Here is a 13,116-nt window from a genome sequence, read left to right as displayed (position 1 = left end):
GCCGCCGGCGTCCTGCACCGCTCGGCTTTCGGTCCGCGCGAGGTGGTCTCGCCCAAGGCTCTGGCCGGGGCGGCGATCCGCAAGCGTCCGATGGACCCCAACGCCAGCCCCGTGGCCAAGGCCGCGGCCTGGCTGCGGGACAATCTCTAGGCCCCTTTCGATCTAGGCGTTCCGATCGAGGTCTGAACGTCCGTCAGAGGCGGGCGTGGGTCAGATCCAGGTGATCGATCACCAACGCCGCGGCCACCGGCGCCAGATGGTCTGTGTCCCATGTCAGGGGCGATCCGGCGACCTGTTCGGTGCAGGCGCCGTTCGGGCACAGAACGTCGGCCGGTCGGAGGTAGATCACGCCCGGCCGGCGAGCCAGGGCGCCGTTCAGGGCCGACTCGAACGAATTGCCAGGCAGGCTGTTGCTCCTGAGCCGGCAGAGGGTAGGGGGCAGGCCCCGCCAAGCCACCTTGGCCAGGCAGCGGGGGAGCTCGGTTTCGAATTCAGGCGCCTGGCCGATCACGACAACGGTCACCCCTCTCCGGACCAAGCGGTCCAGCACCGGCCCCAACGCCGCGGGAAGACTTGACGCGCTGCTCTCGGAAAGCGCCCCGGGCGCGCCCATCGGCGTCAGGCGTTGGCTTTCCGGATCGCTCTTGGGGAAGAAGAACCGGCTCCAGCGCCCGGCGAGGACCACGACGCGGATCGTCTTGTCCCGCTCGATGGCGTCGAGCGTTTTGACGTTGTCCTTTTCGCACTTGACGTTCGCTTGGCCATCGAAGCCCACGGGAGCGTAGCCGACGAGCGGCGCGCAACTGGGGTGCAGGGCGTCCGTGTAGAGAAGATCCTCTGTAAGGGCGAAGCGTTGCACCGACCTGGAGTATTGCCCGGCGTGGGAGTCGCCCCACAGGACCAACTTGCCGCGCGAGGGCGCCGCATGGTCCGGGGCGCAGACCCGCAGAGCGTCTCGATCCGTCACGGCGCGGCAGCCGATCGCCTCGGGCGGGGCGGAGCCGAGCTCGTCAAGCCTGTGGACTTCCGGCGGAAGGCGATGGGCCAGGCCGCTGGCAAGCACGGCGCCGCCAGCGCCGAAGGCCAGGAACAAGGCCAGGCTGGCCCCCATGCTCCTGGGTATCACGGGAAGACGGCGATTGGCGAAGATGGCGAACCCCGGTCCGCCGGGCCTCCGGAAGGGCCGCTCGACATAGCGCCAGGACAGGGTGGCGACCGCCACCCCGGCCAGCATCAACGCCGTCGCCTCGGGCAAGGTCAGGTCCCGCATCAGGTAGATGCGCGGGAAGACCAGCAGCGGCCAATGCCAGAGATAGAGCGAATAGGAGATCTGCCCAAAGAACACCGGAACGGGGTGGGACATCGCCGCGGATGTCAGGGTCGAGCCTTCCTCTCCGGCCCGGATGATCAGGGCCGCGCCCAAGCAGGGCAGGATCGCGGCGACGCCGGGAAATCGGGTCGTGGGCGTGTACCAGACGACAGCGGCGACGATCATGGCCGCCCCCGCGGCGCACAGCATCTCCCGGCTGGTTCGGCCGACGGGCGCCGGGATCTTGTAGACGGCGAGAAAGGAGCCGATCAGCAGTTCCCACGCCCGCGTGGGAAGCAAGTAGAAGGCCGCCGTGGCATGATCGCGCACCGCCCAACTGGCGGTGACCAGCGAGCCGATCGCCAGGCCGGCGATCAACTGCGGAAGGTAGCGTTGCTTTCGTAGGTGGAACGCCAATCCTATGAGGATGGGAAGAACAACGTAGAATTGTTCCTCCACCGACAGTGACCATGTATGTAAGAGCGGGTTGTTCTCGGACGGCGCTGAAAAGTAGTCGGAAGATCGCCAATACAAAACATTCGAGACGGAGAACGTCGTGGCGATCAAGGCGTGAGCGTAAGTCTTCAGCTCAGAAGGCAAGAGGATAAAGCACGCGACGATTGAACATATCGCCATCATCGCAAACAGGGCGGGGAATATACGTCTGATACGACGATCGTAGAAATTTAAAATAGAGTACCTTGAGTTGATTTGATCCTGAAAGATATTTTTGGTAATCAGATAACCGGATATGACGAAGAATATATCGACGCCGACAAAGCCACCGGAAAATCCCGGTACTTTAGCGTGGAAAAAAACTACAGGTATAACGGCGAGCGCTCTCAACCCATCTATGTCACGACGATACTGCATATAGCCGTCGTGTGTGCTTAAGGTCGGCTTGTCAAGACAAGGTTGTGTTGCGGCGCCCGGTTTCGTCGCTGACGCTGATTGAGCAAAACGTCCGGGCGGTGTCTGGGCGTTTTTCGGGGCGCCGGACGGCGCGGCCACGGTCGAACTGCCGGTCGGATCGCCGAGGTCGGCCACGCTTGGCGAGCGCCTTCCGCCTGTTCGGCGAGCTAAGGGGCGCGCGGTCAGAGCTTAACCGAGCTTAAGCATGAATGTTTACGATCTAAGTGCTGGAAATACCTGAGCGGTGCAGTTTCAGAGGTTATGTAATCAAGGTTTCGGGCGAATTTTTTGATCAGCGTCGTTCCGTCGCACAGATCTTCGCGATAGCCTCCGAGCGTCGAGAACCCTTGTGATTCCTTGGGATAACTGGACTTTTTCCCCTCGTCGGGGGTCGACCGACGACCGACTCACCTTATGGAGTTAACCACCGATTAAGGTTGGTGGTTGTTCTGTTAACCGGATCGTCGAGATGACTCCCGGCGGTTGAACCGCTCGGCAGTTGACGAATTCGGCGTTTAAGACGCGAGGCTCCCATGGCAATTTCTCTTTCCGCGCCGCGCACCACTGAACTGAAGCCGCGTATCGTGGTGTTCGGCGTTGGTGGGGCTGGTGGCAATGCTGTCAACAACATGATCGAGGCGGGCCTCGAGGGTGTTGAGTTCGTGGTGGCCAACACCGACGCGCAACAGCTCCAGTTCGCCAAGACCGACCGTCGCATCCAGCTCGGCGTGCAAGTGACCCAGGGCCTGGGCGCGGGTGCTCACCCCGAAGTCGGCATGAGCGCCGCCGAGGAGAGCTTCCCCGAGATCGGCGAGCACCTGGACGGCGCGCACATGGTGTTCATCACCGCCGGCATGGGCGGCGGCACCGGCACCGGCGCGGCCCCGATCATCGCCAAGTGCGCTCGCGAACGCGGCATCCTGACCGTCGGCGTGGTCACCAAGCCCTTCCACTTCGAAGGCCGTCACCGCATGCGTCTGGCCGACGCCGGCATCGGTGAACTGCAACGCTATGTCGACACCCTGATCGTCATCCCGAACCAGAACCTGTTCCGCGTCGCCAACGAGCGCACGACCTTCGCCGAAGCCTTCGGCATGGCCGACCAGGTGCTGCACTCGGGCGTCCGCTCGATCACCGACCTGATGGTCCTGCCGGGCCTGATCAACCTCGACTTCGCCGACGTCCGCACGGTCATGACCGAGATGGGCAAGGCGATGATGGGCACCGGCGAGGGCACCGGCGAAGACCGCGCCCTGATGGCGGCCCAGAACGCCATCGCCAACCCGCTGCTGGACGAGGTCTCGCTGAAGGGCGCCAAGGCCGTGCTGGTCAACGTGACCGGCGGCATGGACATGACGCTTCTCGAAGTCGATGAAGCGGCGAACGCGATCTCGGATCAAGTCGACCCGGAAGCCAACATCATCTTCGGCGCGGCCTTCGACCCGTCGCTGGAAGGCGTGATCCGCGTGTCGGTGGTCGCCACCGGCATGGACGGCGCCGCCATCGCCCAGATCGAGCCCAAGCCCGTCTCGCGCAACACCACGGCCCAGCCGCTGATCGCCGAGACCCGCCCCGCCGCGCCGCAACCCGCGCCGGCTCCGACCACCGCCGAAGCCGGTCGCCCGGGCATGCGCTACGAGCCGCGCCCGATCGAGCGCGCCGCCCCGGTCTCGGCCGCGTCCTACGCGCCGGAGCCGACCTATGAAGAACCCGCCCCGATCGTCGACGCCCAGGAAGACCTGCACTTCGACGAGCCGGTGATGGAAGCTTCCGAGCCCCGCATCGCCGCCCCGGCGCCGCGCGTCGCCCGCATCGTCGACCCGCTGGTCGCCGAGACGGCCGAGGTCGAGGAAGAGCCGCTGTACAGCGAAACCTACGACGATCGCCGGGCCCAGAAGTCGGGCGGCTGGATGAGCCTGTTCGGCGGTGGTCGCCAGCAGCGCTACGAACAACAACCCGCGGCCCAACAGCCGCAACGCGGCTCGGCCCGCCCGGCTCTGCAGCCGATGGACCAGCCGGCGGCCGACGAAGGCGAGGATCTGGAAATCCCGTCCTTCCTGCGCCGCCTGGCCAACTGAAAGTCTTCCAAACCTTAGTGGCGTGCCCGTAAGCGTAAACGAGACCCCCGGGGCGAAAGCCTCGGGGGTTTTGCTTTGTCTGCGGGGACAGGCGCCGCGCCTGTCCCCGGTCTGGGCGCGAGGCTTAGTGGGTCTTGGCGGCGGCGTCGGCGGCGGCGTCGGTCTTGCGCTCGGCGGCGCCGACGGCGTCGGCGGTGTGGTCAGCCGCCGCATTGGCGTTGTTGGCGGTGTCCTGGGCGGCGGACGAGGCGGCGGCGCCGGCCTGATCCGCGGCGGCGGCCGTGTGGTCCTCGGTCTTCTGCGAGCAGGCCATCAGCGACAGGCTGGCGACGGCGGCGGAAATGAACAGGGCGGTGCGCATGGGTTTCTCCGTGGGGCGGGACGTTGATCGTCCTCGCGGGCTCCAACGCCCGACCTGGCCCTAAGGCTCCGGTCGAACGCCGGGTGGTGTCTTGAAGCGATCGATCACGCTAGTATTAGCACGATCTGCTAAGCAGCCTGAAGATTGGGTCACGATGAAGCTTACCCGCGCCGATCGCAAGATTCTCGAAATCCTCCAGCAGGACAGCTCGGTCACGAACGTCGAATTGGCCGAGCGGGTCGGGCTGTCGCCCAGTCCGTGCCTGCGTCGGGTCAAGCAGCTGGAGGCCTCGGGTCTGATCTGCGGCTATGTGGCGCTGCTTGACCGGCGCAAGGCGCGGCTGGACCTGCTGGCCTATGTCGAGGTCCAGGTCGATCGGCACAGCGAGACCGCCGCCGAGGCCTTCGCCGAGGCCGTGCGGCGCGAGCCGATGGTGGTGGGCTGCCACGCCATGACCGGCGGCTATGACTATCTGTTGCGGGTGGTGGCTCCCAACCTGGACGCCTATGCCGACTTCACCATGAAGCGCCTGCTGAAGATGCCGGCCGTCAAGGACATCCGCTCCAGCTTCGTTCTGGAGACCATCAAGGACGATACGGCGCTGCCGCTGGATTATCTGGAGTAGGGTGGTCCGAATGGATCGATTTATCGTTCTAAATTGATATAAAATGACCGTTTGTGGATAAGTGCAGGTCATCAACGCCACACATCGTCGCCGACAACGCCCTATCCTGCCGGACACTATCACCACCGGAGCGCGGCGCATGCTGGTTGTCGATCAAAAGTCCCTGTCGCCCGCCGTGGTCTCGCCGGTGCGTCCGGCCCTGGAAGGCGTCGTCGCCTACAAGGCCGGCATGACCCTGGCCGAGGCGGGCCGCGTCGCCGGCCGGACCGACCTGTCGAAGCTGGCCAGCAACGAGAACCTGCTGGGCGCCAGCCCGAAGGTCGCCGAAGCGGTGCAAGCGGCCCTCGCCAGCCCCGAGATCTATCCCGACCCCTATTGCGAGACCCTGCGCGCCGCGATCGGCGCGCGGCTGGCGGTCGACCCGGCCCGCATCGTCATGACTCCGGGCTCGGAAGCCCTGATCGACTACCTGTTCCGCGCCGTGCTGCACCCGGGCGACAGCATCCTGCTCAGCTCGCCGACCTTCCCGGCCTACGAGATCGTTGGCCGCTGCGCCGAGGCCAGCTTCATCGACGTGCCGCGTCTGGCCAATTTCGATCTCGACATCGAGGCGTTCAAGCTCGAGGCCGCCAAGGGGCCCAAGCTCCTGGTGCTGTGCACCCCCAACAACCCGACGGGCAATGCGATGAGCGGCGTCGACGTCGCCGAGATCCTGGCCGTCACCCCGCGCTCGACCGTGGTGTTCCTTGACGAGGCCTATCGCGAATATTGCGAGGCCTTCGACACCCTGGCCCTGCTGAAGGCCTGGGGCGGGACCTGGGTTTCGGGCCGCACCTTCTCCAAGGCCTACGGCCTGGCCGGCATGCGCGTGGGCTACGGCGTCTGCTCGTCGGCCGAACTGGTCGGGTATCTCGACCGCGTCCGTCCGGCGTTCAACGTCACCGCCGTCAGCCAAGCCGCCGCCCTGGCCGCCTGGGAAGACGTTGAACACCTGAAACGCACCGTGGGCTTAACGCTCACTGAACGCGCGAGGGTCGAGGCGGTGCTGGACGCCCTAGGCGTGGAGCGCACCGCCAGCGCCGCCAATTTCGTCTTCCTGCGCAGCCCGGCCGGCGCCGAAGCCACCGCCGCGCGTTTGTTGCGGGAAGGGCTCATCGTGCGCCCGACGCCGGTGCCCGGCGGCTGGCTGCGGATCACCATCGGCCGCCCCGCCGACAACGACCGCCTGATCGCCGCCCTGCCGGCCGCTCTGGCCCTCTGATCGCGGAGACACAGCCATGACCACCAACGCTGAAAACCCCCTGGGCCTCGACGGCTTCGAATTCGTCGAGTTCACCAGCCCCGACCCGGCCGCCATGAAGGCCCTGTTCGAGCAACTGGGCTTCGTCGCCGCCCACGCTCACCCGACCAAGGCCGTGACCCGCTACAAGCAGGGCCGCATCAACCTGCTGGTCAATGAAGAGGCCGCCGGTCAGGTCGCCGAATTCCGCGCCGCCCACGGTCCCTCAGCCAACGGCATGGCTTTCCGCGTGCAGAACGTCGAACAGGCCTTCGCCGAAGCGCTGAAGCGCGGCGCCGTGGCCGCCGACGCCGGCTCGACGGTGCTGGGGCAGGGCGCCCGGGTGCTGGAAGGCATCGGCGGCTCGATGCTGTACCTGGTCCCGGCCGAAGGCTCGCTCTACGACGCCTGGACCCCGGTCCCCGGCGCAGCCGAGGCGGAAGCCGCCAACAACGTGGGCCTCGACCTGCTCGACCACCTGACCCACAACGTCAAGCGCGGCCAGATGCGCACCTGGTCGACCTTCTACCGCGACGTCTTCGGCTTCGAGGAGCAGAAGTATTTCGACATCAAGGGTCAGGCCACGGGCCTGTTCAGCCAGGCGATGATCGCCCCCGACAAGGCCATCCGCATCCCGCTCAACGAGAGCCAGGACGACAAGAGTCAGATCGAGGAGTTCATCCGCCAGTACAACGGCGAGGGCATCCAGCACCTGGCCCTGACCACGCCCGACATCTACGACACCGTCGAGAAGCTGCGCGCCCGCGGCGTCAAGCTGCAGGACACCATCGAGACCTATTACGAGCTGGTCGACAAGCGCGTGCCGGGCCACGGCGAGGACCTCGCGCGCCTCAAGAAGAACCGCATCCTGCTGGACGGCAATGTCGGCGAGGAAGGCCTGCTGCTGCAGATCTTCACCGAGAACCTGTTCGGGCCGATCTTCTTCGAGATCATCCAGCGCAAGGGCAATCAGGGCTTCGGCAACGGCAACTTCCAGGCCCTGTTCGAGAGCATCGAGCTGGACCAAATCCGCCGCGGCGTGATCACGGTCGAGGCCTGAGGTTCCGATCGGCGATGGAAGGGTGCTGTTTTTCCTCTATTCATCCCGCCTTTTGCCGACATTCTAGAGAACTACTGTCAAAAGTCATATTACTCGGTCCGAATCTCTATCATTCTAAGTGACAGAGTGCGTCAGAAAGGGTGCTGAGCACCCCACCCGTGCGTGGGCGGGGGGAGCCCTTTGTCCGAGAAGGTTTCTATGTCCCGATACGACCGGCCCCTTACCGAGACATTCGTTCGGCCTCTCGATCGGACTCCCGTCCTGACCGTCGTTGTTCCGACCTGGGAGCGTCCGGCGGAATTGACCCTGGCGGTCTCCAGCATCGCCGATCAGATCGACGACGAACTTGCCGGCAAGGTGGAGATCATCATCTCGGACAATGCGTCCGGTCCGGAAACGCGCGCCGTATTGCAGCGGCTGAGCGAGACCTACCCGTCAGTCAACTACTATATACACGCTGAAAACCACGGCGGCATGTATCAGGTCGCCATAGCCCCTCATCGTGCGAGAGGCCGATGGACATGGGTGTTCGGCGACGATGACGTCCTGGCTCCAGGCGGGCTGAAGGCGGTCCTGGACGTCTTGGAGAGCGAGCAGCCCAGTTTCGTCACGATCAACCGACAGGTCTGGGACAAGAGCCTGAGCAAATGCTTGACGGCGACTCGGCACAATCTGCCCGATATGCCGTTCAACACCTTTATTGATCTGCTTAAGGTCTTCGGCTTCGATCAGCTTAGTTTTTTCACATCACAGGTTTACGATAGCGAGTTGGCTCGCGCTTTTGATGTGGAGCCCTATCTCAGTTCGCTTTGTCGCTATGCGCAACTGGCCTATTACCTGGAAGTGTTTCACGGTCAGTCGTCTTATTATCTCTCGAAGCCGGTGGTCCTGCACCGTTTCGATACCAGTGCCTTGTCCGTGCACAGCGCGAACTTCCATAGCTTGGCGACGTCACTCCCAGAGCTTCTTCAAGAGGTGGTGGAGCGCACGGGGCTGGATTCGGACCTGCTCGAACAAATATCCGGTCATCGCCTGTTGCTGGCGCCGCCGACCCGCAAGATCACTTTCGTCGACAACACCTTGGAGAACCTGTGGCGCTGCATAGCGACCGGCACGAGCATTTCCGAGGCGGAATGGGCCGTATTGCATCAGCTGAGTTCGAAGTGGCGGTCGGATCGCTCCGAGAGTTTGGTGGAAATCCACGAAACCTATCGCAAGATCGCCACGGCGCTCGAGCACTATGAGGCGATTTTGGCCAACCATCGCGCCTGGACCACGCCTGCTGGCCGGGCCTATTCGCAAGAGGAAGTCGAGCTGATCGAGCGATCCGAGGCGGCGATCCAGTTCATGCGGAGCAATATAAACGACGCCCGGAAGATGGCCTTCGATGTGGCGGCCAGTTTCGATTGAACCGTACTGCGCCGAGCCCGAGCGTGTTCCACTGGGATGGGCGGAGGTCAGGAAGTTTGTGAGATCCACATGAGCGACGCGCTCCAACACCAATGCGGCTTCGGCAACCACTTCTCCAGCGAGGCGGTCCCCGGCGCGCTGCCGGTGGGCCAGAACTCGCCGCAGACGCCGCCGTTCGGCCTCTATGCCGAGCAGCTGTCGGGCACGGCCTTCACGGCCCCGCGCCATGAGAACCGGCGCAGCTGGCTGTATCGCCTGCGGCCCAGCGCCGGTCACGGGCCCTACGCGCCCTACGCCCAGGACCGACTGAAGAGCGGCCCGTTCGACGCCGCCGCCCCGACGCCGAACCGCCTGCGCTGGGACCCGGTGGAGGTCCCGGAGGCGCCCACCGACTTTGTCGACGGCCTGGTCACGATTGGCGGCAACGGCGACGTGGCGACCCAGTCCGGCATGGCCGCGCACCTGTACCTCGCCAACCGCTCGATGATCGACCGGGTGTTCCAGAACGCCGACGGCGAACTGCTGATCGTGCCCCAGCAAGGCGAGCTGCGCCTGGTCACCGAGTTCGGCCGCCTGGATGTCGCCCCGGGCGAGATCGTTGTCATTCCGCGCGGCGTTCGCTTCCGCGTCGAGGTGGTCGGACCGGTGCGTGGTTATGTCTGCGAGGTCTACGGCGCGGCCTTCCGCCTGCCGGAGCTTGGCCCGATCGGCTCGAACGGCCTGGCCAACAGCCGCGACTTCCTCACGCCCGTCGCCGCCTTCGAGGACGTCGACAGGCCCACCGAGGTGATCCAGAAGTTCCAGGGCGGCCTGTGGATGGGGGTCTGGGACCACAGCCCGCTGGACGTGGTGGCCTGGCACGGCGACCTGGCGCCCTACAAGTACGACCTGGCGCGGTTCAACACGATCAACACCGTCAGCTTCGACCATCCCGATCCGTCGATCTTCACGGTCCTGACCGCGCCCAGCGAGATCCCGGGCACGGCCAATGTCGACTTCGTGATCTTCCCGCCGCGCTGGATGGTGGCCGAGCACACGTTCCGCCCGCCCTGGTTCCACCGCAACGTTATGAGCGAGTTCATGGGGCTGGTGCAGGGCGCCTATGACGCCAAGGCCGGCGGGTTCTCGCCTGGCGGGGCCAGCCTGCACAACGCCATGAGCGATCACGGGCCGGATGTCGCCAGCCACAAGGGTGCGACCGAAGCTGAACTGAGGCCTCACAAGATCGACGGAACCATGGCTTTCATGTTCGAAAGCCGCTGGGTGATCCGCCCTACGAAATACGCTCTGGAGACTTCGGCGCTTCAGGCCGACTATGACGCGTGCTGGACGGGCTTCCCCAAGGCCGTGCTGCCCTAAGAACAACGACAACGAGAGGAAGCGCTCATGAAGCTCGCGTCTCTGAAGGGCGGCCGCGACGGCCGGCTGGTGGTGGTCTCCAACGACTTGGCCTGGTTCACCGACGCCGGAACGATCGCCCCGACCCTGCAAGCCGCTCTCGACGATTGGGAGCGCTGCGAGCCGATGCTGAAGGCGCTGGCCGTGAGCGTCGAGGACGGCGGCGTGCCGCTGGAGCGGTTCCATGAGCACGACGCCGCCAGTCCGCTGCCGCGCGCCTTTCAATGGGTCGACGGCAGCGCCTATGTGAACCACGTGCAGTTGGTGCGCCAAGCCCGCGGCGCCGAGATGCCGGAAAGCTTCTGGACCGATCCGCTGATGTACCAGGGCGCCTCGGACGGCTTCCTCTCCCCACGCGACACCATCCCGCTGGCCAACTCCGCCTGGGGCTGCGACCTGGAGGGCGAGGTGGCGGTGATCGTCGGCGACGTGCCGTTGGGCGCGACCCGCGAGGAGGCCCTGGCCGAGATCCGCCTGGTCATGCTCTGCAACGACATCAGCCTGCGCAACCTGATCCCCGCCGAACTGGCCAAGGGCTTCGGCTTCGTCCAGTCCAAGCCGGCCAGCGCCTTCTCGCCCGTGGCCGTGACGCCGGCCCTGCTGGGCAAGGCCTGGAAGGACGGCAAGCTGCACGGCGCGCTGTTGGTCACCCTGAACGGCGAGGACTTCGGCAAGGCCGACGCCGGCGTCGACATGACCTTCGACTTCGGAACCCTGGTGGCTCACGCCGCCAAGACCCGCGCCCTGGCGGCGGGCACCATCGTGGGGTCGGGGACGGTCAGCAACCGCGACCCCGACGGCGGGCCCGGCAGGTCGATCGCCAAGGGCGGCCTGGGCTATTCGTGCCTGGCCGAGCTGCGGACGGTGGAAACCATCCTGGACGGCGCGGCCAAGACGCCGTTTCTGATGGGTGACGACACGGTCCGCATCGAGATGCGCGACGCCAAGGGCCACTCGATCTTCGGCGCCATCGAGCAGACGGTCGAGCGCATTTGAGCCAAGACGTTCAGGTCGGTCGGGTCTGGGCGACGCCGGCCGGCGTCAAGTTGGGGCCGCTCGACCAGATCGCCGATCCGGGCGCGCGCAACTACGTGCTGCAGATCGGCGACAAGCGCTTCCACGGCTTCGTGGTGCGGCGAGGCGAGGCGGCGTTCGGCTATGTCGATCGCTGCCCGCACGCCGGCTTGCCCCTGGCCCAGGTGTTGGACCATTATCTGACCGAAGACGCGGCGCTGATCGCCTGCTCCTGGCACGGGGCGTTGTTTGAACCCGAGACGGGCGCCTGTGTCGGCGGGCCTTGTGTCGGGGCCCGGCTGTCGCCCTGGCCGGTGCGGGTCGAGGGCGGGCGGATCGTCACGGCCTGAGCCCGCCAAGCTGGCCTGCCCAAGCTGGTCTGCACGAAAACTCCACGGCCTCTTCCCGGCGCCTGGAGCCTTCGGCCACGATCGCGCGACCCGGCGCCCCTAGACCTGCCCTGGTGAAACAGGGAGCCGACCGATGCCTTTCGACCAGATCCAGGTGCGCGACTACGCCGTCGTCATCCATGCCGGCAATGACGAGTGGACCTGGCAAGTGATGGATTTCGACGCCCGCGTCGCCGCCCAGGGCGGGGCGCCGGATCGCGAGAGCGCCTGGCGCAGCGGCATGTTCGCGGCCGGGGCGGTGGGGACCTTCGCGCGGATCGGTCAGCGCGGATAGCTCAGCCTGGCGCGCAAGAGAAAGGCCGCCTTCCACAGGAGAAGAAGACGGCCGAAGTCGCATAGGAGGAAACGCCCAGAAGGGCCTGGACCGTATAGCCGAGCTTCGCATTATTGACAACGTTGTCATCGAAACTTTTGCAGGCAATGCCGCAAACCCTGCTTTCCTTGGGCGGACGGTCTTGCGAAGGCGAGGCGCGCAGTCGAACTTCGACCTGTCCAGACGGAGCCGCCCGTGAGCTTGACCCTTCGCCTCGCCGTTCCCGAGGACCTGCCCGCCCTGCGCGACCTGATGAACGCCTCGATCGGGGAACTGCTGAAGCCTTTCCTGCCGCCTGACGCGGTGGCGGCCTCGTTCGACATCATGGGGCTGGACAGCCAGTTGATCATCGACGGCACCTATTTTGTCGTGGAGGACGAAGGGGTCCTGGCCGGCTGCGGCGGCTGGAGCCGCCGGGCCACCCTGTTCGGTGGCGACCATTCGGCCGGGCGCGATGCGGCCCTGCTGGATCCGGCCCGCGACGCGGCCCGGGTGCGGGCGATGTACACCCACCCCGATCATGTCCGAAAAGGCGTGGGGCGGATCATCCTGGACGCCTGCGAGGCCGCCGCGGCCGGGGAGGGGTTCACACGCTGCGAGCTGGCCGGGACCATGGCCGGCGAGCCGCTGTATCGGGCCTGCGGTTATCGCCAGATCGAGCGATTTTTCGCTTCGACCTCCAGCGGCGTCGAGGTGCCGTTGGTGCGGATGGGCAAGACCCTGTCAACGACGGCCCAATGAAAAAAGGGCGGGTCCGAGGACCCGCCCTTCTTACGCTTACTCGGTACGCTGTACTTAGCGGAACAGGCTCAGGATCGAACCGGTCGACTGGTTGGCGATCGAGAGCGCCTGGATGCCCAGTTGCTGCTTGGTTTGCAGCGACTGCAGCTTGGCGCTTTCCTTGGCCAGGTCGGCGTCAACCAGGTTGCCCACGCCGGCGTCGAGGC

General features: G+C 65.6%; 13 protein-coding genes and 1 pseudogene. 11 read left to right on the top strand and 3 right to left on the bottom strand.

Annotated features, from left to right (window positions below; all coding sequences use genetic code 11):
• Positions 1–150 (top strand): annotated as a pseudogene (locus WAL33_RS12485) (cell division protein FtsA); the annotation flags it as partial.
• 43 nt (positions 151–193) lie between these two features.
• Here the strand turns inward: WAL33_RS12485 and WAL33_RS12480 are convergent.
• Positions 194–2,356 (bottom strand): acyltransferase family protein, encoded by a 2,163-nt coding sequence (locus WAL33_RS12480; RefSeq protein WP_422181881.1) that lies wholly within the window; start codon positions 2,354–2,356, stop codon positions 194–196.
• Between the two features lie 398 nt (positions 2,357–2,754).
• Here WAL33_RS12480 and ftsZ point away from each other — a divergent pair, with 398 nt between their 5' ends.
• Positions 2,755–4,299, top strand: a complete 1,545-nt coding sequence (ftsZ, locus tag WAL33_RS12475) for a cell division protein FtsZ (RefSeq protein ID WP_422181880.1) — start codon at positions 2,755–2,757, stop codon at positions 4,297–4,299.
• A 124-nt stretch (positions 4,300–4,423) separates the two neighbouring features.
• Here the strand turns inward: ftsZ and WAL33_RS12470 are convergent, their stop codons facing one another.
• The gene (locus WAL33_RS12470; protein WP_422181879.1) at positions 4,424–4,660 is read right to left on the bottom strand and encodes a hypothetical protein; all 237 of its coding nucleotides are present in this window, start codon (positions 4,658–4,660) and stop codon (positions 4,424–4,426) included.
• Between the two features lie 154 nt (positions 4,661–4,814).
• Between WAL33_RS12470 and WAL33_RS12465 the strand changes: the two genes are divergently transcribed.
• From WAL33_RS12465 to WAL33_RS12425, 9 genes are all read left to right on the top strand, one after another.
• On the top strand, positions 4,815–5,285 hold the full coding sequence (locus WAL33_RS12465) for an Lrp/AsnC family transcriptional regulator (protein ID WP_422181878.1): 471 nt from the start codon (positions 4,815–4,817) through the stop codon (positions 5,283–5,285).
• A 139-nt stretch (positions 5,286–5,424) separates the two neighbouring features.
• Complete coding sequence (locus tag WAL33_RS12460) at positions 5,425–6,546, top strand: pyridoxal phosphate-dependent aminotransferase (RefSeq protein ID WP_422181877.1); 1,122 nt, start codon at positions 5,425–5,427, stop codon at positions 6,544–6,546.
• Between the two features lie 16 nt (positions 6,547–6,562).
• Positions 6,563–7,624 (top strand): 4-hydroxyphenylpyruvate dioxygenase, encoded by a 1,062-nt coding sequence (hppD, locus tag WAL33_RS12455; RefSeq protein ID WP_422181876.1) that lies wholly within the window; start codon positions 6,563–6,565, stop codon positions 7,622–7,624.
• 198 nt (positions 7,625–7,822) lie between these two features.
• Positions 7,823–9,034 (top strand): glycosyltransferase family 2 protein, encoded by a 1,212-nt coding sequence (locus WAL33_RS12450; RefSeq protein ID WP_422181875.1) that lies wholly within the window; start codon positions 7,823–7,825, stop codon positions 9,032–9,034.
• A gap of 69 nt (positions 9,035–9,103) precedes the next feature.
• A complete protein-coding gene (hmgA, locus tag WAL33_RS12445) occupies positions 9,104–10,393 on the top strand; it encodes a homogentisate 1,2-dioxygenase (protein WP_422181874.1) in 1,290 nt (429 codons plus the stop codon).
• 27 nt (positions 10,394–10,420) lie between these two features.
• Positions 10,421–11,428, top strand: coding sequence for a fumarylacetoacetate hydrolase family protein (locus WAL33_RS12440; protein ID WP_422181873.1), 1,008 nt, complete (start codon positions 10,421–10,423; stop codon positions 11,426–11,428).
• Positions 11,425–11,796, top strand: a complete 372-nt coding sequence (locus WAL33_RS12435) for a Rieske (2Fe-2S) protein (RefSeq protein ID WP_422181871.1) — start codon at positions 11,425–11,427, stop codon at positions 11,794–11,796. The genes WAL33_RS12440 and WAL33_RS12435 overlap by 4 nt, the downstream gene beginning before the upstream one ends.
• 133 nt (positions 11,797–11,929) lie before the next feature.
• Entirely contained in the window at positions 11,930–12,130 is a 201-nt protein-coding gene (locus WAL33_RS12430; RefSeq protein WP_422181869.1) for a hypothetical protein, read from the top strand.
• Between the two features lie 291 nt (positions 12,131–12,421).
• Positions 12,422–12,910: a GNAT family N-acetyltransferase gene (locus tag WAL33_RS12425; RefSeq protein ID WP_422181882.1), complete on the top strand. Its 489-nt coding sequence runs from the start codon at positions 12,422–12,424 to the stop codon at positions 12,908–12,910.
• Positions 12,911–12,964: 54 nt separating this feature from the next.
• Here WAL33_RS12425 and WAL33_RS12420 read toward each other — a convergent pair.
• A partial coding sequence (locus WAL33_RS12420; protein ID WP_422179978.1) for a flagellin occupies positions 12,965–13,116 on the bottom strand: 152 nt, incomplete at its 5' end.

Source organism: Caulobacter sp. (assembly GCF_049283275.1).
Classification (GTDB): domain Bacteria; phylum Pseudomonadota; class Alphaproteobacteria; order Caulobacterales; family Caulobacteraceae; genus Caulobacter.
Note: the sequence above shows the minus strand (reverse complement) of the source record. Positions and strands in the feature narration are given on the sequence as shown.